Here is a 23,131-nt window from a genome sequence, read left to right as displayed (position 1 = left end):
ATGACTGTATTTCCTGTGAAACAGAGTGCTCTTTTGCGCCAACAGGAATTTTTGCTGCCGCGCCAGGAGCTATTGCAACTGATTCACAAGCTGACGCAAAACCTGGTGAATATTACCGATGAAACGGGAGAGTTCCTGCTGCGTCTGGATGACGGGCGCGTGATCGATACCAAAGGCTGGGCGGGCTGGGAGTGGATGCACGGCATCGGCCTCTACGGTATGCTGCACTACTATCAGCAGACCGGCGACAAGCAAACGCTGAGCATTATCGATGATTGGTTCGCCGCGCATCTTGCCGAGGGCACGCCGACGAAAAACGTCAACAACGTGGCCCCTTCCTGACGCTGGCCTACCGCTATGAAGAGAGCGGCAATGCGGCGTGGCGCCCGGTGCTGGAGCGCTGGGCGGAATGGGTCATGTATGAAATGCCGCGTACCGAACAGGGCGGCCTGCATCATCGTCTACAACAACGAAAACCATCAGCAGCTGTGGGACGATGCGCTGATGATGAGCGTGATGGCGCTGGCTAAGATTGGCCAGCTGCTCGATCGGCCGGAGTTTATTAAGGAGGCAAGCTATCAGTTCCTGTTGCACACCCAGTATCTGATGGATCGTCAGACCGGGCTCTGGTTCCACGGCTGGAGCTTTGAGGGTCGCCATAACTTCGCCAATGCACGCTGGGCGAGCGGCAATAGCTGGCTGACGATCGTTATTCCCGATTTCCTTGAGTGATGAACTGACCGGAACACCATGCGACGCGCCGCTTTCTGCAGCAGGTGCTGGAGAGCCAGGTCAAAGCCCTGCGCGACTGTCAGCATCCGAGCGGCCTGTGGCATACCCTGCTCGACGATCCCGACAGCTATCTGGAAGCCCCCGCAACCGCCGGCTTCGCCTACGGCATCAAAGCGGTGCGCAAGCGCTATCTGAGCCCCGACTACCTGCCTACCGGACTTGCCGCGCTGCGCGGCGTGATTGCCAATATCGACGAGGATTCCGAGCTGACAGGTGTCTTTCGGTACCGCCATGGGCAGCGACCTCGACTACTATCGCTACGTTCCGCTCACATCAATGCCCTATGGTCAGGCGATGGCACTGCTGTGCCTGACGGATTACCTGCGGGTTTATCTGTAACTGCCGAGTAAAAACAAAAAGCCCCGCAAGGGGCTTTTTTTATGTCTAGCTGCAAAAGCCCGTCAGCAAATGAGATGGCGTGAAGAGCAAAGCGTTCTCTGACAGGGGCAAAACGCCGAGGCGTTTGAACAACGCATTGCGTTGGCCGGTTTACGGGCGCACCTCAGGGATGAGGCGCGTATTCGCGTGGTCCGGGCTGGCAGGGTGCCGCTTTTGCGACTTGCCTGCCGAGCGGCTGAGCGGCTGAGCGGCTGAGCGGCTGAGCGGCTGAGCGGCTGAGTGATTAAACCCTCTCATTCGCGCTAGCGCATTGCCCAAACAAAAAAAGCCCCTTGCGGGGCTTTTTTTATATGACGCATTACATGTTACGGATGTAGTCGTCCATATCGGTTTTCAGGTTATCGGACTTGGTGCCGAAAATGGCCTGTACGCCGGAGCCTGCCACTATCACGCCGCGCGCGCCAAGGGCTTTCAGCTCATTCTGGTCAACCTTGCTGACATCCGCCACGCTGACACGCAGGCGGGTAATGCAGGCGTCCAGATTGGTGATGTTCTCTTTGCCTCCGAAGGCGGTAACCAGCTTGCCCGCCATCTCGGTGCCGGTAGCCGAGCTTGATTCGCTGGCCGTCTCTTCACGGCCCGGCGTTTTCAGGTTCAGCTTCGCAATCAGCACGCGGAACACCGTGTAGTAAATCAGGCCGTAGATGATCCCGATAATCGGGAAGAGCCAGATTTTGCTGCTGTTGCCGCTCAGGACGATAAAGTCAATCAGACCGTGCGAGAAACTGGTGCCGTCACGCATGCCTAGTAGAATACAGATCGGGAACGCCAGACCCGCCAGGATGGCATGAATCACATACAGGATCGGCGCCACAAACATAAAGGAGAACTCGATCGGCTCGGTGATACCGGTCAGGAACGAGGTCAGCGCGGCCGAGATCATGATGCCGCCCACTTTAGCGCGGTTTTCCGGCTTAGCATAGTGCCAGATAGCGATAGCCGCCGCCGGCAGGCCATACATTTTTAACAGGAAGCCGCCAGAGAGTTTGCCTGCGGTCGGGTCGCCCGCCATATAGCGCGGAATATCGCCGTGGAACACCTGGCCCGCCGCGTTGGTGAACTCGCCAATCTGCATCTGGAAAGGCACGTTCCAGATGTGGTGCAGACCAAAGGGCACCAGCGAACGCTCAACCACGCCATAGATACCGAAGGCGACGACCGGGTTCTGGTAGGCCGCCCAATGCGAAAACTCCTGAATGGCGGCGCCCACCGGTGGCCAGATAAAGGAGAGCAGCACGCCCAGCACGATCGCCGTCAGGCCGGAGATAATCGGCACAAAGCGTTTGCCGGCGAAGAAGCCGAGATACTCTGGAAGCTTGATGCGATGGAAGCGGTTGAACATATAGGCCGCTATCGAACCAGCGATAATGCCGCCCAGCACGCCCGTATCAGCCAGATGCTTGGCCTCAATTTCCGCCGCCGGCAGATGCAGAACCAGCGGTGCGACTACCGCCATGGTTTTCACCATAATGCCGTAGTCCACAACCGCCGCCAGCGCGGATACGCCGTCGTTGTTGGTAAAGCCGAGCGCCACGCCGATGGCGAAGATCAGCGGCATGTTGGCAAACACCGAACCGCCCGCTTCCGCCATCACGTGGGAAACGACCGCGGGCAGCCAGCTGAAGTTGGCTGAACCAATGCCTAACAAAATGCCGGCAATCGGCAGAACCGATACCGGCAGCATGAGCGATTTACCGACCTTTTGCAGGTTCGCAAATGCGTTCTTGAACATAGCCTGAAGCTCCTGAGTATGAGTGCGATTTTGCGAAGTACGCTGGGTCACGGAGGAGGATCTGCAACCTATATGGCGGTGACCGCCTTTTAATTATTATGAATGGTAAAATAAATAAGCAAATCGTACTTTGATGGCTATCACGTTTCCTAAATTACTCAGAAACGATATTAAGTAGGTTCTTAACTGACATAGCGAGATTTTACCCCATAAAAAAGCAGCCCTGCTGTGAAAAACAGGGCTATTTTTATCGGTAAGACAGAATTATTACGGACTTTAAAATAAAGCCTTAGCTGCCAAGACGGCTCATCGGCACCTTAAAAAGGGCGGAGAAGTTTTGTGTGGTGGCAGCCGCCAGCGTCTCGATATCGACCCCTTTCAGCACAGCCATATAGTCGGCCACGTCACGGGTATAGGCGGGCTGATTCTCTTTGCCGCGGTAAGGCACTGGCGCCAGATAGGGGGAATCGGTCTCCACCAGCATGCGATCTAGCGGCACATAGCGCGCGGCATCGCGCAGCTGCTCGGCGTTGCGGAAAGTGACAATGCCGGAGAAAGAGATGTAGAAGCCCATATCCAGCAGCTTCGCCGCGGTTGCCTGATCTTCCGTAAAGCAGTGCAGGACGCCACCGCAGCGCTCGACCTGCTCTTCGCGTAAGATTGCCAGCGTATCGTCACGCGCGTCACGGGTGTGCACGATAATCGGCTTGTTCAACACAATGCCAGTGCGAATATGCTCGCGGAACGACGCCTGCTGCTGCGCCTTGTTTTCCTGCTGATAGTAGTAGTCAAGGCCCGTTTCGCCCAGCGCGACCACGCGCGGATCGGCAGCCAGACGGCGAAACTCCTCTACGTCGTACGGCGCCTCCTGATTCAGCGGATGGACGCCGACCGAAAGCGCAATGTTCTCCCGCTCGCCGACCAGCGCCTTCAGCGTGTGGAAGCCTAGCAGCGTCGTAGCAATCGCCAGCATAAACTTCACGTCGCGTGCGGCGGCCTTGGCCAGCACATCGTTGAGATCGCGGTGATTTTTCTCATAGTCCAGGCCATCGAGATGGCAGTGGGAATCCACAATAAACATAGCTTGTCCTATAATAGCGTTAAGCGACCACGTCGGGCTTGCGCCTGCAGGCCCAGCTCAGCAGTCGGTCAGTTAACAAAAGTTCACGGTTGACGGCCGCCACGTGGAGCAGCTGTTCACGACACTGCATCCAGTCGCGCGCGCTCTCGTCCAGCGCACGGGTGGAAAAAGTTTGCGCCAGCAGCGCCACTACATCCTGTCGATCGGGGTTGCTCAGCCAGTGGCCCGCCCGCAGCTGCCATTTGATCGCGTCTATCAGCAGCGAGATCAGCCAGCTGATACGTTCGGCCACATCCTCGCCGTTCAGCGTCGGCAGCAGCTGCAGGATGTCCTGTCGTAGCGCGGCCGGCAGCGTATCGCACAGCGTCTGGCGCGTCTGCCAGCGTGCCGTTTCCAGCAGCCGCAGCGCGGCGGCTGGCGCGCCGGCGCTGAGGCGCAGCGCGGTTCGCAGCGCCGCGTTATCCTGCGGCAGCTGGCGGCTCAGCCACTGCAGGCTTTGCGCCTCATCCGGCGGAGAGAGCACCAGCGTCATACAGCGGCTACGCAGCGTGGCCAGCAGGCGCGACGGCTCGCGGCTGCTGAGAAAAAACCAGCAGTTGGCCAGCGGCTCTTCCAGCGTTTTCAACAGGGCGTTTGCCGCCGATTCGCTCAGCTGAGCGGCGTCCGGCAGCCAGACGATCTTCGCCCCGCCCTGTTGGGCGTAGTGGTAGAGCTTTTCCGTGACCTGACGCACGGCGTCGATGCCCAGCGTGCTTTTGCCTTTCTCCGCCTCAAGACGATACCAGTCGGGATGCGTCTGCGCCTGCATCAGCTGGCAGCCGTGGCAGGCGCCACAGCTCTTCAGGCCCGCTGGCTGTTGGCACATCAGCCAGCGGCTGATGCCCCACACAAGCGCGTCGTCGCGCATGCCGTCGAGCGCCTGAAGCAGCAGCGCGTGGTGCGCGCGGCCAGCCTGGTGCTGGCTGATAATGTGTCGGTAAGGCTGATTCAACCACGGATACCAGTTCATGCCTGCTGTTCCAGCCAGCGCGCCAGCGTGGCGCGGATCGCCTGCGTCACGCTGGCCAGCGGCTGCGTGGCGTCGACGGTGAGGATAGAGGCATCCGCCGCCGCCAGCGCCAGATAGCGCTCGCGGGTGCGCTCAAAGAAGCGCAGCGACTCCTGCTCAATGCGATCCAGCGCGCCGCGGGCGCGGGCGCGCTGAAGGCCAATCTCCAGCGTGACGTCGAGATAGAGGGTCAGATCGGGGCGGAAATCGCCCAGCACCGCCTCGCGCAGGATGCGCATCAGCTCGCTGTCCAGCCCGCGGCCGCCACCCTGGTAGGCCTGCGAAGAGAGATCGTGCCGATCGCCAATCACCCAGGCACCTCGCGCCAGCGCAGGCTTGATGACCGTTTCCACCAGCTGCACGCGGGCGGCATAGAGCATCAGCAGCTCCGCTTTGTCGGTGACCTGCTCTCCTTCGATGCCCTGCTTCACCAGTACGCGCAGCTGTTCAGCCAGCGGCGTACCGCCCGGCTCGCGGGTAAACACGATATCTTCTACGCCCTGCTCGCGCAGCATGGCGACGATCGCCTCGCGCGCGGTGGTTTTTCCGGCGCCTTCCAGGCCCTCAATGACGATAAACTTACTTTTCATCTTTTTCCTTCAGCGTTTGCCGGTAAACCTGCACGGCCCGGTTGTGGCTGGCGAGGTTGGTGGTAAAAGTGTGACCGCCTTTGCCATCGGCAACAAAATAGAGATAGTTGGTTTTCTCCGGGTGCGCGGCCGCTTCCAGCGAGGCGCGGCTCGGCGCGGCGATGGGGCCAGGCGGCAGACCGCTTATGGTGTAGGTATTGTACGCCGTCGGCGTCTCGAGATCTTTGCGCGTCAGCGTTCCGCTGTAGCTGTCGCCCATGCCGTAAATCACCGTGGGGTCGGTTTGCAGCTTCATGCCGGTGCGCAGCCGGTTGATAAACACCGAGGCGACGCGCGCGCGCTCCGTGCTGACAGCGGTCTCTTTTTCGATAACCGATGCCATGGTCAACAGCTCTTGAGAATTTTTATAGGGCAGATCCGCCATGCGATTTTTCCAGACCTGATCCACCAACGTGCTCATGCGGGCATGGGCGCGCTGCAGCAGCGCCACGTCGCTGGTGTTGGCGGTATAGAGATAGGTGTCCGGATAGAAGCTGCCTTCCAGCGTCTGCGGCTCGACGGCGAGCGCTTTCGCCAGGATCGCGAACTGGTCATCTTGCAGCCTGTGTTTCACATAGGGCGCGGCGCGTAGTACCGCGAGCCACTCACTGAGGCGCTGCCCTTCCACCAGCCGCAGCGAAAACTGCGCCTCTTTGCCGCTGGCCAGAAGCGCCAGCAGCCCCCGTACCGTCATGCCTTTTTCCAGCCGATAGGTGCCCGCTTTGAACTGGGCCAGCTGCGGCTCCAGCTTCAGCAGCGGGCCAAACCAGATGCTTTTCGGGATCAGGTACTGGCTCTCCAGCTGCGCCTCCAGCGCGATCCGCCCGGTGCCAGCTGGCAGCGTGTACAGGGTTTCCTGCTCAATCGTCAGCGGAGCGGCGGCGAAGCGCTGGATCTGCCAGTAGCTATAAGCAGCCGCTAGGGCGAGGATCACCGCGGCGACGGCGACGAATTTTTTTAGTCGACTCATTTTGCTTCCATTGAATAACAGCTTTCCTGCAGCTGGCGGTACAGTGTTCGCTCGCTGAACGTCTTGTGATCGATCTGCCGCACCGGCAGGACCGGCATCAGCGCATTGCAGATAACAACCTCATCCGCCTCGAGCAGCTGCGCCGGCCGACAGCGCACCACCTGACAAGGCTGGCCTGCGCTGGCCATTTGCGCCATCAGATAGCGCCGCATTATGCCGTCCACGCCCGCCTGCATCAGATCGGGCGTGAAAAACGCGCTACCTTGCCGCCAGAATAAATTGGCCGCACAGCATTCCACCACGTAGCCCACTGTGTCAAGCACCAGCGCCTCGTCGCTGTCGCTGCGATCGAGATGCGCGCGGATCAGCACCTGTTCCAGACGATTGAGGTGCTTGACGCCCGCCAGCTGCGGCTGTTGCGCCAGCCGTATCGGGCTGGTTTCCAGCCTAACGCCCTGCGTCTGCAGCCGCTGATAGTGGTGAGGCCAGGGTGAGAGAGATATAAGCCGCGTCGCGTCGCCGGTTCCCTGGCGGCTGTAGCCACGTCCGCCCGCGCCGGCGCTGATAATTACCTTTAACACCGCCTGCGTTTGCGACTGCGCGGCGGCGCGCATCTCCGCCTCCAGCTTTTCCCAGTCCACCGTCGGCAGCATCAGCCGCTCGCAGCCCTGTCGCAGACGCTGCAGGTGCGCCGGCAGCAGCTGAATTTCACCGTGATATACCGCGGCGGTGGTAAAGCAGCCGTCGCCAAACTGAACGGCGCGATCGCTGGCGGGCAGCAGGGATTGCTGGTTACCATTTATCCACATGGCCTGTCCTCATGGGCTAAAAAAGGGGTAAAGTACCGCTTTGTTGCGTGAAAATTCGTTCCAGTCCTTTTCAGAATAAAAAAAGGCCCGCATGTGCGGGCCTTCTGGCATATCGTGAAGCCTCAGATCTTGCGGAAGATCAGCGAGCCGTTGGTGCCGCCGAAGCCGAAGGAGTTACACAGCGTATACTCCAGTCCGCTGACCTGACGCGCCGTATGCGGCACGAAGTCGAGGTCGCACCCTTCATCTGGATTGTCCAGATTTATTGTGGGCGGAATGGCCTGGTCGCGCAGCGCCAGAATTGAGTAGATAGACTCTACCGCGCCCGCCGCGCCCAGCAGATGGCCGATCATCGACTTGGTGGAGGTGACCATCACTGTTTTCGCCGCCGCGCCGAAAATGGTTTTCACCGCCTGCGCTTCCGCTTTGTCACCGGCCGGCGTCGAGGTGCCGTGCGCGTTGACGTAGCCGATCTGCTCTGGCGACAGCTGCGCGTCACGCAGCGCATTTTCCATCGCCTGTGCCGCGCCTGCGCCGTTTTCCGGCGGCGAGGTCATATGGTAGGCGTCGCTGCTCATGCCGAAGCCGACGATTTCCGCATAGATTTTCGCGCCGCGCTTTTTCGCATGCTCGAACTCTTCCAGTACGATAATGCCTGCGCCGTCGCCCAGCACGAAGCCGTCGCGATCTTTATCCCACGGGCGGCTGGCCGCCTGCGGGTTATCATTTCGCGTCGACAGCGCGCGCGCCGCGCCGAAACCGCCCACACCCAGCGGCGTACTGGCTTTTTCTGCGCCGCCCGCCAGCATCACGTCAGCATCGTTATAGACGATAATGCGCGCCGCATGGCCGATGTTGTGCACGCCGGAAGTACAGGCCGTCGCGATAGAGATACTGGGCCCTTTCATTCCGTACATAATCGTCAGATGGCCAGCGATCATGTTCACAATGGTCGACGGGACAAAGAACGGACTGATTTTGCGCGGACCGCCGTTAACCAGCGAAGTGTGGTTCTCTTCGATCAGACCCAGTCCGCCAATGCCGGAACCGATTGCCGCGCCGATGCGGGCAGCGTTCTCGTCAGTGACAACCAGACCTGAATCCTGCATGGCCTGCACGCCGGCAACAATGCCGTATTGGATGAAGTAATCCATCTTGCGCTGATCTTTGCGCGAGATGATTTTATCACAATTAAAATCTCTTATGATGCCAGCAAAACGGGTTGCATAGGCACTCGTATCAAAATGGTCGATCAGGTTAATGCCGCTCTGACCGGCAAGGAGAGCACTCCAGGTAGACTCTACGGTTTTGCCGACAGGAGACAACATGCCAAGACCGGTCACAACTACACGACGCTTAGACACGTTCGTCCTCCAGGGAGGGGAAATAGATACGCTGTGGGGCTAGCTAGAATAAAACTCAGGCGGTCGAGTAACCGCCCGAAGGTATTCATTAGCCTTGATGGCTATTGATGTAGTCGATCGCTGCCTGAACGGTAGTGATTTTCTCAGCTTCTTCATCTGGAATTTCAGTATCAAACTCTTCTTCCAGAGCCATTACCAGCTCAACGGTGTCAAGAGAATCAGCACCCAAGTCTTCAACGAAAGATGCAGAGTTAGTTACTTCCTCCTCTTTCACACCCAGCTGCTCAGCAATGATTTTCTTAACGCGTTGTTCGATATCGCTCATACTATTTAATTTCCTATCAAAACTCGCTTTCGCGATGGTTTTCGTAGTGTATAAAATGTCGAAAAAGATGCAACAAAATCTCGGCTGGCCGAACCACGATTTTAGGCTATTTTGCGGTTTTTGCCGCAAACATTGCAACTGATTTCGTGATTATCAGACCATGTACATGCCGCCGTTGACGTGCAGCGTCTCACCCGTGATGTAGGCTGCTTCGTCAGAGGCTAAGAATGCAACAACATTGGCGATTTCCTGCGCGTCGCCTAAACGACCAGCCGGAACCTCCGCCAAAATGCCGGAACGTTGATCTTCGCTCATTGCTCGCGTCATATCCGTTTCAATAAAGCCCGGAGCCACGACGTTTATAGTAATGCCACGTGACGCCACTTCACGCGCCAGTGATTTGCTAAAGCCAATCAAACCCGCCTTAGCTGCAGCGTAGTTTGCCTGACCCGCGTTGCCCATGGTGCCGACAACGGAACCGATAGTGATAATACGGCCATTACGTTTTTTCATCATGGCGCGCATTACCGCCTTGGAGAGGCGGAAGACGGACGTTAGGTTGGTATCGAGGATATCCGCCCACTCGTCGTCTTTCATGCGCATCAGCAGATTATCACGCGTAATGCCTGCATTATTAACCAAAACGTCTACTTCGCCAAATTCTGCGCGCACCTTCTCCAGCACGCTGTCGATCGATGCGGGATCGGTCACATTCAGCAGCAGACCTTTGCCGTTATCGCCGAGGTAAGCGCTGATCGCCTCTGCGCCGCTTTTGCTGGTCGCCGTGCCGATCACTTTTGCGCCGCGTGCGACCAGCGTTTCCGCAATGGCGCGTCCGATACCGCGGCTCGCGCCCGTAACCAGCGCAACTTTACCTTCAAAGCTCATGTTTTTCCTCTTATTCCTGTTCAAGGGCGGCAGAAAGCGACATCGGATCGTTGACTGCCGCAGCCGTCAGGCTATCTACAATACGTTTGGTCAGGCCCGTCAGCACTTTGCCCGGCCCTATTTCCAGCAGTTGGGTCATGCCCTGCGACGCCATAAACTCCACGCTCTCGGTCCAGCGGACCGGGCTGTAGAGCTGGCGCACCAGCGCGCAGCGAATCGCCACCGCGTCGCTTTCGCATTTTACGTCAACGTTACTGACCACTGGAACCGATGGCGCGTTAAAAGCGATGTTTTCCAGCGCAACCGCCAGCTTGTCCGCCGCCGGTTTCATCAGCGCGCAGTGCGACGGCACGCTTACCGGCAGTGGCAGCGCGCGTTTTGCGCCTGCGGCTTTGCAGGCAGCACCTGCGCGTTCAACCGCTTCTTTGTTGCCGGCGATTACCACCTGGCCCGGTGAGTTGAAGTTCACCGGCGACACCACCTGACCCTGAGCGCTCTCTTCGCAGGCTTTGCGAATCGCCGCGTCATCCAGACCGATAATCGCCTGCATGGCGCCACTGCCTTCAGGCACCGCTTCCTGCATCAGCTTGCCGCGCAGTTCCACCAGCTTGATGGCGTCGGCGAAGTCAAGCACGCCCGCGCAAACCAGCGCGGAGTATTCGCCAAGACTGTGACCGGCGATCAGCGACGGCTGCTTGCCGCCCTGCTGCTGCCAGACGCGATAGATCGCGACAGAGGCGGCCAGCAACGCCGGCTGCGTCTGCCAGGTTTTATTCAGCTCTTCAGCCGGACCCGCGCAGACCAGCTGCCAGAGATCGTATCCCAGCACGTCAGACGCTTCGCGGAAAGTCTCTTCCACCAGCGTATAGACGGCGGCCAGCTCTGCCAGCATGCCAACGGTCTGTGAGCCCTGACCGGGAAAAACAAATGCAAATTGCGTCATCTTCAGTTCCTGTGAATCAAAAGCGAACCAGTGCGGAGCCCCAGGTGAACCCGCCACCAAAGGCTTCCAGCAGAATCAGTTGTCCGGGTTTGATACGGCAATCGCGCACGGCTTCGTCTAGCGCGCAAGGTACCGAGGCGGCCGAGGTATTGCCGTGGCGATCGAGCGTCACCACCACTTTATCCATGCCCATCCCCAGTTTTTTCGCCGTTGCGCTGATGATGCGCAGGTTGGCCTGATGCGGTACCAGCCAGTCGAGCATTTCGCGGTCGAGATTATTCGCCTGCAGGGTTTCGTCGACGATGTGCGCCAGTTCAGTCACGGCGACCTTGAAGACTTCGTTGCCAGCCATGGTGAGATAGGCCGGCTCATCCTGCTGCGCGCGGTTCTGATAGGGCAGCGTCAGCAGCTGACCGTAACGGCCGTCGGCGTGCAGATGAGTAGAGATGATGCCCTGCTCTTCGCTTGCGCCCAGTACCACAGCGCCCGCGCCATCGCCAAACAGAATGATGGTACCGCGATCGTTCGGATCGAGGGTGCGCGCCAGCACGTCAGAGCCAATCACCAGCGCCTGTTTAACCGCGCCGTTTTTAATGTACTGGTCAGCGACGCTCAGGGCGTAGGTAAAACCCGCGCAGGCGGCCGCGAGATCGAACGCGGCGCAGTCTTTAACGCCCAGCATCTGCTGGATCATGCAGGCTGAACTGGGGAAGGCGTGGCTGGATGAGGTCGTGGCGACGATAATCAGCCCAATGTCATTCGCGTCGACGCCCGCCATCTCCAGCGCGCGCTGCGCGGCGGCGAAGCCCATGCTGGCAACGGTTTCTTCCGGCGCGGCAATACGGCGCTCGCGAATGCCGGTACGGGTGGCAATCCACTCGTCCGTAGTTTCCACCATTTTTTCCAGATCCGCATTGGTGCGCACCTGCTCAGGCAAATAGCTGCCCGTACCGATAATTTTGGTAAACATCTAGGCTTTGTCACTCCTGGCTAATACAGCATCAAGGCGCGCGGCGATTCGTTCGGGAACCAGCCGTCGCGCCGCCTGCTCTGCCTGCTCTATCGCCACGGCAAAGGCGCGTTGATTCGCCGCGCCGTGGCTTTTGATCACTGTTCCGCGCAATCCTAACAGACAAGCGCCATTGTACTGGTCGGGGTTGAGGTGTCCAAAGCGCTGCGCCAGTCGTTTCTGTATCCAGCGCCCCAGCAGCATCAGCCACCATGACCGTTTTTTACCTTCCCCTGACGACTTCAGCAGAGAAAGAAACATTCTTACCACGCCTTCCATGGTTTTCAGCGTGACGTTACCGACGAATCCGTCACATACCAGCACGTCGGTTTTGCCAGTCAGCAAGTCGTTGCCTTCCATATAACCGATAAAGTTAATCTCCTCGGCTGCTTTCAGCACGCTGGCCGCCGCGCGTATGCTCTCTAGCCCCTTGGTCTCTTCCTGACCAATATTGAGCAGCGCGACGCGCGGACGATCGGTGCCCAGCACCTCTTCCGCCATCACCGCGCCCATCACGGCGAACTGCACCAGCATGTCGCTGTCCGAGTCGACGTTGGCGCCCAAATCCAGCACTACCGTTTTGCCGCGCTGCTGATGCGGCAGCACGGTCATCAACGCCGGGCGTTCAATGCCGTCCAGCGGTTTAATCAGCAGCTTCGCCAGCCCCATCAGCGCCCCGGTGTTACCGGCGCTGACGCAGGCCTGCGCGCGTCCCTCTTTTACCAGTTCCAGCGCGATGCGCATCGAACTGCCGCGGCTGTTGCGGATCGCCTGCGAGGTGCGAACATCACTTGCAATAACCGATTCCGCAGGAATAACCTGCAAACGTCCCACTAAGAAGGGATCCGCTTTGGCAAGCAATGGAGTGATAGTGTCGGGAATTCCGACCAGAAGAAGATCGAGATGCGAATGAGAAGCCAGTGCCTGCAATGCTGAAGGCACTGTCACGCGGGGACCGAAGTCCCCGCCCATGGCATCAACTGCCAGGGTCAAACGTGTCAAGGTATCGCCTTGCTAAGCGCAGTCTTATTTGATGATAACCTTGCGACCGCGGTAGTAGCCATCCGCGGTGATGTAGTGACGCAGATGCGTTTCGCCAGAAACTTTATCTACAGACAGAGTTACAGTGGTCAGCGCATCATGCGAACGACGCATACCACGCTTAGAACGGGTGGGTTTATTCTGTTGTACGGCCATGGACCTTACTCCTAATTACTTACGCTTTAAACTGGCTAATACGGCAAATGGGTTTGGTTTTTCTGCCTCTGCAGGCAATTTGCCAAAGACCATGTCCGCCTCGGACACTTCACAGTGTTCAGAATCATGCACCGGAACGACCGGCAGGGCGAGGAGAATGAGCTCATCCTCGATCACCGCCAGCATATCGATTTCGCCAAAATCGACCGGCTCGTAGGCTTCCGGCAGTGCCTCAGCCTGCTCATCGCTTGAGACAGGAAGGCCATTGAACAGCATCTTTCGCCCGCTATTCGCATCCAGTGCGGCACACAGTTTAAAATGAGTGTCACCAATTCGCTATTACTATTGTGAAAAAATGCCTGACTCTCTTGTTTTAGCCTCAACCTCACCCTTCCGCCAAGCGTTATTAAGTAAATTAGGCCTGCCTTTTATTACCGCCGCGCCTGACGCAGATGAAACGCCCCGCGCGCAAGAGGCAGCCGACACGCTGGTGACGCGCCTCGCGGTGGCGAAAGCGCAGTCGCTGGCCGCAGCCTATCCCGACAGCTGGATTATCGGCTCCGATCAGGTCTGCGTGCTGGACGGCGCGATTACCGGCAAGCCGCATACGCCGGCGCGCGCCTTTGCACAGCTGCGCCAGGCGAGCGGCAACGCCATCACCTGCTATACCGGTCTGGCGCTTTACCATCCGCGCAGCCAGCGGCTGATGCAGTGCTGCGAGCCGTTTGTGGTGCATTTCCGCGATCTCAGCGACGAAGAGATTCGCAGCTATATAGAGAAGGAGCAGCCTTTGCAGTGCGCCGGGAGTTTTAAAAGCGAAGGGCTGGGGATCTGCCTGTTTGAACGGCTGGAGGGACGCGATCCCAATACGCTGGTGGGACTGCCGCTGATTGCGCTCGGTGCGATGTTGCGGTCGGTCGGCATCAACCCGCTGGGGTAATGCCGACCGGCGATCAGGCCTTCTGCTGGCGCAGCGCCTGCAGACAATGCTTAAGTGCCTCGTCGAGCTGCGCTTCCAGCCGCAGGATTTCGCCGCTGCCGGGATGGGTGAAGGTCAAGGCGGCGGCGTGCAGGAACAGACGGCGCAGGCCGGTGGCGGCCAGCTGACTGTCAAACTCGCGCTCGCCGTAGCGATCGTCAAAGGCGATTGGATGACCGGCGTGCAGCGTGTGCACGCGGATCTGGTGCGTGCGGCCGGTCACCGGACTCGCCTTCACCAGCGTGGCGAAGGCGAAACGCTCTTCAACCTTGAAGCGCGTCTCCGAAGGCTTGCCCTCACTGCTGACGCGCACCAAGCGCTCGTCGCTTTGCAGAATGTTTTTCAGCAGTGGCGCCTGCACCACTTTCAGGTGCGACGGCCAGCTGCCACGCACCAGCGCCAGGTAATCTTTCTGCATCCCTTTCTCGCGTAGCTGCTCGTGCAGCGCGCGCAGCGCCGAGCGCTTCTTGGCCACCAGCAGCAGTCCAGAGGTGTCGCGGTCGAGGCGATGCACCAGCTCAAGGAAGCGCGCCTCCGGACGCAACGCGCGCAGCCCTTCGATCACGCCGAAGCTCAGACCGCTGCCGCCGTGCACCGCGGTGCCGGACGGCTTGTTCAGTACCAGAATATGGTCATCTTCATAAACGATCGCTTCCGCCAGCGCGGCGACCTTTTCCAGCTTCGGCGAAACGGCCTGCTCTTCGCGTTCCGCGACGCGCACCGGCGGAATGCGCACCTCGTCGCCCGCCTCCAGCTTATATTCTGGCTTGATGCGCTTTTTATTCACCCGCACCTCACCTTTACGCAGGATGCGATAAATCATACTTTTCGGCACACCCTTCAGCTGGGTGCGCAAAAAGTTATTGATGCGTTGTCCGGCATTTTCAGCCGAAATGGCGACAAGTTGTACGCCGGGATTCTCAGTTTTCATGGCGACGATTCTAAATAGTGTGCTGTGATAGCGCTACCCCTTTTTCTGTGCTTAACTCTCCTCTTGTTGTCGCGCGAGAAAGCGCAGCGTGCGCTGGCTTTTTCAGCAACCCGCTTAATCGTCCGACATATTAAGATGTTAAGCGTCACTAATCTTTATCAGGCGGTAAAAGTCGCCTTGCTATATGAAGGTTAGCGATGGAATAATGCTTGAGTTTCTTGTCTGCTGAATTTCAGGCCAGAAAAAGAGCGAATTAGTCATTTTGCCGGATGAAACGCACACGCAGCAATGGCGTAAGACGTAATGTAAATTCAGGCACTTAGCGGGCTGCGGGTTACGGCCTGGACGAAATGTTGGGATGTAGGAGTTTTAAATCTCTCTCAGGCATTTCAACGCAACGGCGCTGTTTTTCCTTATGAAAAACAGGCCACCGACGTTATTTGCGCCCCTCGCGCAGTCGACAACCGGGAGGTTGACGTAAAGCACTTAGTCACGGGGCCATCGGTCAATACTCGTCCAGGGTAACTATGCCCGCAGCTTTAATCACTCATGTGAGAATAACGAGTCAGATACGATGAAAAGAATGTTAATCAATGCAACTCAGCAGGAGGAGTTGCGCGTTGCCTTGGTTGATGGACAACGTCTGTACGATCTGGATATTGAAAGTCCCGGACACGAACAGAAAAAAGCCAACATCTATAAAGGTAAAATCACCCGCATTGAACCTAGCCTTGAAGCTGCGTTTGTCGATTACGGCGCTGAGCGCCACGGTTTTCTCCCTCTTAAAGAAATCTCCCGCGAATACTTTCCCGCCAGCTATAACGCACCAGGCCGTCCCAATATTAAAGACGTGCTGCGCGAAGGTCAGGAAGTTATCGTCCAGATCGATAAAGAAGAGCGCGGCAATAAAGGCGCAGCGCTGACCACCTTTATTTCGCTGGCGGGCAGCTATCTGGTACTGATGCCGAACAATCCGCGCGCCGGCGGCATTTCGCGCCGTATCGAAGGAGACGACCGCACCGAGCTGAAAGAGGCGCTCTCTTCGCTGGAGCTGCCGGACGGCATGGGACTGATCGTGCGCACCGCCGGAGTCGGCAAATCCGCCGAGGCGCTGCAGTGGGATCTCAGCTTCCGCATGAAGCACTGGGAAGCGATCAAGAAAGCGGCGGAAAACCGCCCTGCGCCCTTCCTGATCCATCAGGAAAGCAACGTTATCGTCCGCGCCTTCCGCGACTATCTGCGCCAGGACATCGGCGAGATCCTGATCGACAACCCGAAAGTGCTGGAGCTGGCGCGCCAGCATATCGCCGCACTGGGTCGTCCGGACTTCAGCAGCAAGATCAAGCTCTACACCGGCGAAATCCCGCTGTTCAGCCACTACCAGATTGAATCGCAGATCGAGTCCGCCTTCCAGCGCGAAGTGCGCCTGCCTTCTGGCGGCTCTATCGTTATCGACAGCACCGAGGCGCTGACCGCCATCGACATCAACTCGGCGCGCGCCACGCGCGGCGGCGATATCGAAGAGACGGCGTTCAACACCAACCTCGAAGCAGCCGATGAGATCGCGCGCCAGCTGCGCCTGCGCGACCTCGGCGGTCTGATCGTTATCGACTTCATCGACATGACGCCGGTACGTCACCAGCGTGCGGTGGAAAACCGCCTGCGCGAAGCGGTGCGTCAGGATCGCGCGCGCATTCAGATAAGCCATATCTCGCGCTTCGGCCTGCTGGAGATGTCGCGTCAGCGCCTCAGCCCGTCGCTGGGCGAGTCGAGCCATCACGTTTGTCCGCGCTGCAGCGGCACCGGCACCATCCGCGACAATGAATCGCTGTCGCTGTCAATTCTGCGCCTGATTGAAGAAGAGGCGCTGAAAGACAACACCAAAGAGGTGCAGGCCATCGTGCCGGTGCAGATCGCCTCCTACCTGCTGAACGAAAAACGCGAAGCGGTGAATGCGATTGAGAAGCGCCAGGGCGGTGTCCGCGCGATTATCGTGCCGGACGATCGTATGGAAACCCCGCACTACTCCGTGCTGCGCGTGCGCAAAGGCGAAGAGACGCAGACCCTCAGCTATCACCTGCCGAAGCTGCACGAAGCAGAAATGGCGATGCCGTCGGAAGAGGAGCACGCCGAGCGTCGTCGTCCGGAGCAGCCTGCGCTGGCCGCGTTTGTCATGCCTGACGCGCTGCCGATGCCGACCGAAACGCCGGTTGAGAAACCGGTGGCCGAGCCGCAGCCGGCAGCGAAGCCTGCGGCCTCTGCCGCACCTGCTGCCGCCAGCAGCGGTGGCTTCTTCAGCCGCCTGCTGAAAAAGCTGTTCGGCAGCAGCGAGACAGCGCCAGCGAAAGCCAAAGAAGTGACGCCACAGCAGCCAACCGTGAGCAGCGAAGAGAGCGAGAGTGGCGCGAAAGAGCGCGGCGATCGTCGCAGCAATAACCGCCGCAAGCGCACGCCGCGCAACGGTGAAGACCGCGAGCCGCGCGAAGAGCGCAGCGCCGTACTGAGCGACGAAGCGCGTCAACAGCGTGAAGAGCAGCAGCAGCGTCGCGAACAGCGCGCCGAGCGTCAGCGCCGTCGTCAGGAAGAGAAGCGCGCGCAGCTGGAAGTGGCGAAAGCGGTTGAGCAGCCGGTTGAAGAGGTAGCGGAAACACCGGAAGCGCAGGAAGAAGAGCGCGTTCAGGTTATGCCGCGTCGCAAGCCGCGTCAGCTGGCGCAGAAAGTGCGCATCGGCGGCGAGAGCGCGCCGTCGGACGCGGTCGAGCCGCAGCCAGAGGCCGAAAGCCGCGATAACGGCAGTATGCCGCGTCGTTCGCGCCGTTCGCCGCGCCACCTGCGCGTCAGCGGTCAGCGTCGCCGTCGCTACCGCGACGAACGCTACCCGACCGAGTCCGCAATGCCGCTGGCGGCCGCCGCGGCGTCCCCGGAAATGGCCTCAGGCAAAGTCTGGGTGCACTATCCGGTCGCCCAGCCGGTGGAAAGTCAGACCGCACTGAACGAGACGCAGGAAAAGACGCTGCCGGAAACCGCAGGCGCTATCGCTCTGCCGGTCGCCGCTGCGGAAGCTGCACCTCAGACAGCTGAGGTCGCACACAACGTTGATGCGCACGCCGCGCCAGCCACTAACGCGCCGGCTAAAACGGTGCACGAGGTTGAACCGCAGGCGGCTGACGCCGTGCACGACGCAGAGCCGCAGGCAGAAACGCCGGTGACGCTGGTTAACGTCGACGACACGACGCCGATCGACGCGCCGGTCAACCATGAGCCCGCCGTGATCCCGGCCGCCGACGAAGCAAAAGCGGAAGCGATCGCCGCGCAGGCGGTACCCGCCGCGCCCATCGTCGACGAGACGCCAGTGGCGCTAACCGAGGAAGCCCCTGTGGCCGCCAGCATCGCCGCTGAAGCCGTGCACGACGTGACGCCGGAAGCAGAAGCGCAGGTTGAAGAGGTGCTGAAGACGCCGGTTGCAGCGGAGAGCACGCCCTTGCTGACCAGCGAGCCGCATGCGCCGGTACCGGCACGCGACGTCGCGCCGCAGGAGATGGCCGCCGTGCGCTACACCCATCACGCCTCGGCGCCGATGACCAAAGCGCCAGCGCCGATCTGGCAGCCGGAGCCGGCACGCCACAGCGACTGGGTGCGTTCGCCGTTCGCCTTTAAGGGCAAAGGTGCTGCAGGCGGCCACAGCGCCAGCCATCAGGCCACCGCCCCGGCAACCCGCCCCGACAGTGTCTAAACGCGCGACTTAAGCCAGCAAAACCCCGGCGAACCGGGGTTTTTTTATGCCTGTTGCTCAGGCATGCTGCTGCGGATACCCGTGACGAAACAGGAGAGGATGATGCAGATCAGAGAGGCTCGCGCCGAAGAGGCGGAAAGATGCTCGGCGATCAGAAATCAGGCGATCCGCTATGGCTGCCGTAGCAGCTACAGCGAGACGGTTATTGCCACCCAGACGCCGAAGCAGATGCCCGCCAGCTACCGCCAGACAATCCTGGATAATCCTTTTTTTGTCGCCGTAGACGCGCAGGATTGCCCGGTGGCCACCGGCTTTCTGGTGCCGGCGTCCGGCAACGTGGAGGCGATCTTCACCCTGCCGGCGTGGAGCGCCCGAGACGCTGGCGGCCTGATTATCGCTGCGATCGTGCGCGAGACGCGCCGGCGCGGCCTGTCGCAGCTCAACCTATCCTCCACGCCCAAACGCGCAGCGGTTTTATCAGCGCCACGGCTTCAGCATGGTGCGCTACGCCGACTATAACTCCGCGCTGGCGCAGGCCAGGCTGCGCTGTGTCGAGATGCGTCTGACGCTCTAGCCCGAACGGCAGGTAAAAAAAATCCCACGAAGCCGGTCAGGATCGTGTGACAAAATAAGCATGTCCGGTTCAGGCATGCTCGAATAACGTTTCTGTTAGCTGTTGATCTGGAACAGCGACATCTGCGACATATCGCTAAAGGTCTTATAGGCCGCCTGCAGCGCCGTCTGCTGCATGGTGTAGCTGGAAATTGCCGAGGTGTGGTCGGCGTCGACCAGGTTGCTCATTTCGGTGCTGAGGATCACGTCGCGATCGTCGCCCTACCTGTCCAGCGTGCTAAGTTCGGAGAGCTGGGTGACGATCTCCGAGCGCACGGTCAGCACGTTGTTCAGAGAGTTGCCGAGGCCGCGGTTGGTTTTATCCACAGCGTCCTAAAACGCCTGTTTGGTGGCGTCATCAGCATCCGCCTGCGGCGTCTTCAGCGCGGCGATGGCGCTGTCGAGCATATTGAACAGGTTGGTTTCGCTGGCGCTGCCGTCCGGATCCTGCGTGGCGTTGCCGGTAATCGACATAAATATGTCGTCGCCGGTATGCCCTACGGTCACAGTGCGGCTGGTGTCCACCTTCTGCGTAATGGCATCCGTACCGCCCACATAGCTGACCGCGCCGCTGCCGTTATCTACAAACGGCGCGCTGTCGGTTTTATAGCCGGCAAAGATATAGCGTCCGTTGCCGTCCTTGCTGTTCGCCAGGTTGAGCAGCTGCGAGCGGATGCCCTCCAGCTGAGTGGCGATAGAGTTGCGGTCGTCATCGCTCAGCGTGCCGGTTGAACCGTAAACGATCAGCGTTTGCGCGTCCTGGATGGAGCTGGTGACGCTGGTCAGGGTGTTCTCTTCCGACTACAGTCCCTGGGTGGTGAAGGTGCGCGCCAGCGCGTACTAGCTGCTCTGCGCCTGGCTCTGCGCCACCACCACCGAACGCGACGCGGCGATCGGATCGTCTGACGGATTGTTGACGCGGCCGCCGCTGGAGAGCTGCTCGCCGACTTTCGGCCAGGAGGTTTGCGAATCGGTGATCCCGTGCACCTGCTGGTTAAAGATCATGTTGGTACTGAGTCGCCTGCTTGTTGAGATCGGCGATCTGGCTGGTGTAAGTATTGATCTGATCGACGCTGGAGGTGATGTCGGTATTCACGCTGCTCTACATATTGGTGAGATACTGCGCCGTAGTCTGGAACTGATTTACCAGACCCTGGGCGTAGCTCAGCATCGACTGGCGCGCCGACGGATCGTCCGCGTTGCTCACCACGTTCTGCAGGTTGGTGAAAAAGCTCTGAATCGAGGTGGACAGGCTGGTTGTCGAGGTCGAGAGCAGATCGTCAATGTTGGAAATCTGCGAATACTGGGTGTTTACCGCGCTGTAGGTAGCGCTGGAGTTGCGCAGCTGCGCCGTAATGAACTCGTAATACTCGCGCTGCACGCCGGTGACGTTGACGCCGTTGCCGTAGTAACTGCTGCCCTGCAGCGTGCTATTCGCCTACGACATCAGGATCGTCTGACGCGAATAGCCCGCCACCGTGTAGTTGCTGGTGGTGCTAAGCGCCGCCTGCGCGTCGCTCAGTCCACTCATCGCTGAATTTATTATGCTGGACATCTCGGTTCCTTTCTTTCCCGTTAACCGGGCTGGCAGTCATCGGTGCAGCCGCCAAGGATAACAGGCTTCTGGCATTTGACTCTGTTATCGGCGCGCTTAAGTGAAACTTGAGGTTATAAAAATCAGAAGAGATCGTTTAAATTTTTGCTATAGGCTTTAAAGACTTTTTCATTCATGCTTTTGAATTGCTGGATCATTCCCACCAGCTTTTGTGCATATTTCGAATCGGTGGCGTAGCCTGCTGCCTGCAGCGTGTGTGCCCCCAACTCGGCTCTCTGGGCGCTGGTCACAGCGGCGTAGCACGGGTTATTGGTAAGCAGCTGGACGTAGTCGTTCAGCGCCTCGAAATAGGAGTGGTAGACGCGGAAGCTGGCGTGTACCTTCTTCGCCTCACCCTGCTCATACTCCGAGGTCATGATCTCGGTGGTTTCGCTCTTCCAGTTGCCACTCGCCTTGATGCCAAAGACGTTGTAGCTCGGCTTGCCGTCGCGCGTCAGGATCTGACGCTGGCCCCAGCCCGACTCCAGCGCCGCCTGCGCCAGAATCAGATGGTGCGAAATGCCGCTGCCGGCGCAGGCCGCCAGCGTCAGCTGGACAATAAATTCGCTGCTGTCGGTTGGCATGTTCGCTGGCAAAACCGGCAGGCGCGGCAGTGCCTTACGCACCATCTGCTCCAGCTGGCTGGAGGCCGCCGCGCTGTAGATTAAGCTCTCGTCGAGCGGCATCGGCACGGTGCCGCGCGCTCGTCGGGCGCCTGCGCCGGCTGCATCTGCTTGAGGATCAGATCGGCCATGCCGAGCCCGCGCTTGCCGATCACCTGCGCAATCGGCTGATCGTACATCGAGGTGAACATTTTGTGTCGATTCGTTGCTGAAGATGCCGTCCTGCGGCAGCGCCTCGCGCATGCTTTTCAGCATCATCTGCACGAACATCCCCTCGACTTGTTTCGCCACCTGCAGCGCCTTGCCTTTCGGATCGGTGCTCGCCTCGCGCTTCAGGTCGTTTAAGGCGCGGCTGTCATAGGCCGCGTTCATCAGCGATTGCGTATCCATCGTCAGATAATTTCCAGCCTCGCGCGCAGGCAGCCCGCGCTCTCCATCGACTGCAGAATCGACATCAGCTCAATCGGCGAGGCGCCAAGCGCATTGAGCGCGCGCACCACATTATTGAGGTTGGCGTTGGCGCTGACGCGCTGCAGCGCGCCGCCGCTCTGGCGCAGACCGATCTGCGTTTGCGGTATCACCACCGTCTGACCGCCGCCAAACGGCATATTCGGCTGGCTGACGTTCTGCGATTGGTTGACGGTCACCGACAGGTTACCCTGCGCCACCGTACAGGTGCTGAGCGTCACTTCGCGGTTCATCACCACCGAACCGGTGCGCGAGTTAATGACCACTTTGGCGTCTTAGATCGGAATGGCGACGTCGATATCCTGAATCTGTGCCAGCAGGTGCACCTGCGAGCTGTTATTGGGCGAGACGCGCACCTGTACGGTACGCGCGTCGAGCGCCGTGTCTACGCCGTAGCCGCCGCGTCCGTTGTTGGCGTCGGCGATACGCTGCGCCATCGAGAAATCGTCCCGGCTCAGCTGCAGGTTAAGAATATTCTGGCTGCCGCAATTTCTCTGCAGCTCGCGCTTCACCGTAGCGCCGCCGGTAATGCGGCCGCCGTTAAGCTGATTGACCTGCACGCTGCTGCCACCCGCCGCGCCCGCGCCGCCGACGAGAATATTGCCCTGCGCCAGCACGTAGACCTGGTTATCGACCCCTTTCATCGGCGTCATGATCAGCGTGCCACCGCGCAGGCTTTTGGCGTTGCCGGGCGAGGAGACCACCACGTCGATGGTCTGTCCCTGGCGGGCGAAGGCGGGCAGCTGCGCCGTCACCATTACCGCCGCCACGTTTTTCAGCTGCATATTGGTGCCCTGCGGCACGGTGAGCCGATCTGGGAGAGCATATTGCTGACGGTCTGCGTGGTGAACGGTGTCTGGGTGGTCTGGTCGCCGGTGCCGTCCAGTCCTACCACCAGGCCGTAGCCGATCAGCTGGTTGTCGCGCACGCCCTGCACCGTAGTCAGGTCGCAAATGCGGTCCGAGGCACAGGCCGAACGTCAGGCTCAGGCCGAGCAGTAAACTT

General features: G+C 59.5%; 18 protein-coding genes and 5 pseudogenes. 4 read left to right on the top strand and 19 right to left on the bottom strand.

Translation table 11 applies throughout. The features are described from left to right. Window positions 1–1,131 (top strand): annotated as a pseudogene (bglB, locus tag EIO60_RS16795) (beta-galactosidase BglB). Window positions 1,132–1,489: 358 nt separating this feature from the next. Here the strand turns inward: bglB and ptsG are convergent. The 14 genes and pseudogenes from ptsG to EIO60_RS11245 form a co-directional block, all read right to left on the bottom strand. Continuing rightward, a complete protein-coding gene (ptsG, locus tag EIO60_RS11310; protein ID WP_258576856.1) occupies window positions 1,490–2,923 on the bottom strand; it encodes a PTS glucose transporter subunit IIBC in 1,434 nt (477 codons plus the stop codon). 289 nt (window positions 2,924–3,212) lie between these two features. Further along, a complete protein-coding gene (locus EIO60_RS11305; RefSeq protein ID WP_258576855.1) occupies window positions 3,213–4,004 on the bottom strand; it encodes a metal-dependent hydrolase in 792 nt (263 codons plus the stop codon). A gap of 19 nt (window positions 4,005–4,023) precedes the next feature. Then, window positions 4,024–5,013 (bottom strand): DNA polymerase III subunit delta', encoded by a 990-nt coding sequence (gene holB / locus EIO60_RS11300; protein WP_258576854.1) that lies wholly within the window; start codon window positions 5,011–5,013, stop codon window positions 4,024–4,026. Further along, complete coding sequence (gene tmk, locus EIO60_RS11295) at window positions 5,010–5,642, bottom strand: dTMP kinase (RefSeq protein WP_258576853.1); 633 nt, start codon at window positions 5,640–5,642, stop codon at window positions 5,010–5,012. Before tmk ends, holB begins: the two co-directional genes overlap by 4 nt. Next, window positions 5,632–6,651: an endolytic transglycosylase MltG gene (gene mltG, locus EIO60_RS11290; protein ID WP_258576852.1), complete on the bottom strand. Its 1,020-nt coding sequence runs from the start codon at window positions 6,649–6,651 to the stop codon at window positions 5,632–5,634. Before mltG ends, tmk begins: the two co-directional genes overlap by 11 nt. Further along, a complete protein-coding gene (gene pabC / locus EIO60_RS11285) occupies window positions 6,648–7,460 on the bottom strand; it encodes an aminodeoxychorismate lyase (protein WP_258576851.1) in 813 nt (270 codons plus the stop codon). The genes mltG and pabC overlap by 4 nt, the downstream gene beginning before the upstream one ends. A gap of 122 nt (window positions 7,461–7,582) precedes the next feature. Next, window positions 7,583–8,824, bottom strand: coding sequence for a beta-ketoacyl-ACP synthase II (fabF, locus tag EIO60_RS11280; RefSeq protein ID WP_258576850.1), 1,242 nt, complete (start codon window positions 8,822–8,824; stop codon window positions 7,583–7,585). Window positions 8,825–8,912: 88 nt separating this feature from the next. Next, complete coding sequence (acpP, locus tag EIO60_RS11275) at window positions 8,913–9,149, bottom strand: acyl carrier protein (protein WP_258576849.1); 237 nt, start codon at window positions 9,147–9,149, stop codon at window positions 8,913–8,915. 153 nt (window positions 9,150–9,302) lie between these two features. Next, complete coding sequence (gene fabG / locus EIO60_RS11270; protein WP_258576848.1) at window positions 9,303–10,037, bottom strand: 3-oxoacyl-ACP reductase FabG; 735 nt, start codon at window positions 10,035–10,037, stop codon at window positions 9,303–9,305. Window positions 10,038–10,047: 10 nt separating this feature from the next. Next, window positions 10,048–10,980, bottom strand: coding sequence for an ACP S-malonyltransferase (fabD, locus tag EIO60_RS11265; protein ID WP_258576847.1), 933 nt, complete (start codon window positions 10,978–10,980; stop codon window positions 10,048–10,050). A 16-nt stretch (window positions 10,981–10,996) separates the two neighbouring features. After that, the gene (locus EIO60_RS11260) at window positions 10,997–11,950 is read right to left on the bottom strand and encodes a beta-ketoacyl-ACP synthase III (protein WP_258576846.1); all 954 of its coding nucleotides are present in this window, start codon (window positions 11,948–11,950) and stop codon (window positions 10,997–10,999) included. After that, a complete protein-coding gene (plsX, locus tag EIO60_RS11255; protein ID WP_258576845.1) occupies window positions 11,951–12,991 on the bottom strand; it encodes a phosphate acyltransferase PlsX in 1,041 nt (346 codons plus the stop codon). It abuts the gene before it with no gap. Between the two features lie 24 nt (window positions 12,992–13,015). Continuing rightward, window positions 13,016–13,186, bottom strand: coding sequence for a 50S ribosomal protein L32 (rpmF, locus tag EIO60_RS11250; RefSeq protein WP_258576844.1), 171 nt, complete (start codon window positions 13,184–13,186; stop codon window positions 13,016–13,018). Window positions 13,187–13,201: 15 nt separating this feature from the next. Next, a pseudogene (locus EIO60_RS11245) lies at window positions 13,202–13,444 on the bottom strand (YceD family protein); the annotation flags it as partial. Window positions 13,445–13,541: 97 nt separating this feature from the next. Here EIO60_RS11245 and EIO60_RS11240 point away from each other — a divergent pair. Beyond that, entirely contained in the window at window positions 13,542–14,126 is a 585-nt protein-coding gene (locus EIO60_RS11240; protein ID WP_258576843.1) for a Maf family protein, read from the top strand. Between the two features lie 13 nt (window positions 14,127–14,139). Here EIO60_RS11240 and rluC read toward each other — a convergent pair whose 3' ends face one another. Beyond that, window positions 14,140–15,096: a 23S rRNA pseudouridine(955/2504/2580) synthase RluC gene (gene rluC / locus EIO60_RS11235; protein ID WP_258576842.1), complete on the bottom strand. Its 957-nt coding sequence runs from the start codon at window positions 15,094–15,096 to the stop codon at window positions 14,140–14,142. A 574-nt stretch (window positions 15,097–15,670) separates the two neighbouring features. On the opposite strand from rluC, the gene rne reads away from it, so the two are divergent. Together rne and EIO60_RS11225 are read left to right on the top strand one after the other, a co-directional pair. Beyond that, window positions 15,671–18,829 carry a ribonuclease E gene (gene rne, locus EIO60_RS11230; protein WP_258576841.1) on the top strand — a complete coding sequence of 1,053 codons (3,159 nt, stop codon included), beginning with the start codon at window positions 15,671–15,673 and terminating at the stop codon, window positions 18,827–18,829. Window positions 18,830–18,928: 99 nt separating this feature from the next. Further along, window positions 18,929–19,348 (top strand): GNAT family protein, encoded by a 420-nt coding sequence (locus EIO60_RS11225; protein WP_374058176.1) that lies wholly within the window; start codon window positions 18,929–18,931, stop codon window positions 19,346–19,348. A gap of 150 nt (window positions 19,349–19,498) precedes the next feature. On the opposite strand, the pseudogene flgL reads toward EIO60_RS11225, so the two are convergent. The 4 genes and pseudogenes from flgL to EIO60_RS11205 all read right to left on the bottom strand — a co-directional run bounded on the left by flgL (window position 19,499) and on the right by EIO60_RS11205 (window position 23,081). Further along, window positions 19,499–20,446: pseudogene (gene flgL, locus EIO60_RS11220) on the bottom strand (flagellar hook-associated protein FlgL). Window positions 20,447–20,462: 16 nt separating this feature from the next. Beyond that, window positions 20,463–20,996, bottom strand: a pseudogene (locus EIO60_RS11215) (FlgK family flagellar hook-associated protein); the annotation flags it as partial. 122 nt (window positions 20,997–21,118) lie between these two features. After that, complete coding sequence (gene flgJ / locus EIO60_RS11210; RefSeq protein ID WP_445082598.1) at window positions 21,119–22,048, bottom strand: flagellar assembly peptidoglycan hydrolase FlgJ; 930 nt, start codon at window positions 22,046–22,048, stop codon at window positions 21,119–21,121. Between the two features lie 2 nt (window positions 22,049–22,050). Continuing rightward, a pseudogene (locus tag EIO60_RS11205) lies at window positions 22,051–23,081 on the bottom strand (flagellar basal body P-ring protein FlgI). Window positions 23,082–23,131: the final 50 nt, after the last annotated feature.

It is taken from the genome of Candidatus Pantoea persica (assembly GCF_013753875.1).
GTDB classification, from domain to species: domain Bacteria; phylum Pseudomonadota; class Gammaproteobacteria; order Enterobacterales; family Enterobacteriaceae; genus Pantoea; species Pantoea persica.
Note: the sequence above shows the minus strand (reverse complement) of the source record. Positions and strands in the feature narration are given on the sequence as shown.

What these genes read in the sequence shown, in the direction of transcription:
- rne (WP_258576841.1), top strand. Translation starts at nt 15,671, where the DNA reads ATGAAAAGAATGTTAATCAATGCAACTCAGCAGGAGGAGTTGCGCGTT.
- fabD (WP_258576847.1), bottom strand. Translation starts at nt 10,980, where the DNA reads ATGACGCAATTTGCATTTGTTTTTCCCGGTCAGGGCTCACAGACCGTT.
- EIO60_RS11225 (WP_374058176.1), top strand. Translation starts at nt 18,929, where the DNA reads ATGATGCAGATCAGAGAGGCTCGCGCCGAAGAGGCGGAAAGATGCTCG.
- rpmF (WP_258576844.1), bottom strand. Translation starts at nt 13,186, where the DNA reads ATGGCCGTACAACAGAATAAACCCACCCGTTCTAAGCGTGGTATGCGT.
- pabC (WP_258576851.1), bottom strand. Translation starts at nt 7,460, where the DNA reads ATGTGGATAAATGGTAACCAGCAATCCCTGCTGCCCGCCAGCGATCGC.
- rluC (WP_258576842.1), bottom strand. Translation starts at nt 15,096, where the DNA reads ATGAAAACTGAGAATCCCGGCGTACAACTTGTCGCCATTTCGGCTGAA.
- holB (WP_258576854.1), bottom strand. Translation starts at nt 5,013, where the DNA reads ATGAACTGGTATCCGTGGTTGAATCAGCCTTACCGACACATTATCAGC.
- EIO60_RS11240 (WP_258576843.1), top strand. Translation starts at nt 13,542, where the DNA reads ATGCCTGACTCTCTTGTTTTAGCCTCAACCTCACCCTTCCGCCAAGCG.
- fabG (WP_258576848.1), bottom strand. Translation starts at nt 10,037, where the DNA reads ATGAGCTTTGAAGGTAAAGTTGCGCTGGTTACGGGCGCGAGCCGCGGT.
- acpP (WP_258576849.1), bottom strand. Translation starts at nt 9,149, where the DNA reads ATGAGCGATATCGAACAACGCGTTAAGAAAATCATTGCTGAGCAGCTG.
- tmk (WP_258576853.1), bottom strand. Translation starts at nt 5,642, where the DNA reads ATGAAAAGTAAGTTTATCGTCATTGAGGGCCTGGAAGGCGCCGGAAAA.
- EIO60_RS11260 (WP_258576846.1), bottom strand. Translation starts at nt 11,950, where the DNA reads ATGTTTACCAAAATTATCGGTACGGGCAGCTATTTGCCTGAGCAGGTG.
- EIO60_RS11305 (WP_258576855.1), bottom strand. Translation starts at nt 4,004, where the DNA reads ATGTTTATTGTGGATTCCCACTGCCATCTCGATGGCCTGGACTATGAG.
- mltG (WP_258576852.1), bottom strand. Translation starts at nt 6,651, where the DNA reads ATGAGTCGACTAAAAAAATTCGTCGCCGTCGCCGCGGTGATCCTCGCC.
- ptsG (WP_258576856.1), bottom strand. Translation starts at nt 2,923, where the DNA reads ATGTTCAAGAACGCATTTGCGAACCTGCAAAAGGTCGGTAAATCGCTC.
- flgJ (WP_445082598.1), bottom strand. Translation starts at nt 22,048, where the DNA reads ATGGATACGCAATCGCTGATGAACGCGGCCTATGACAGCCGCGCCTTA.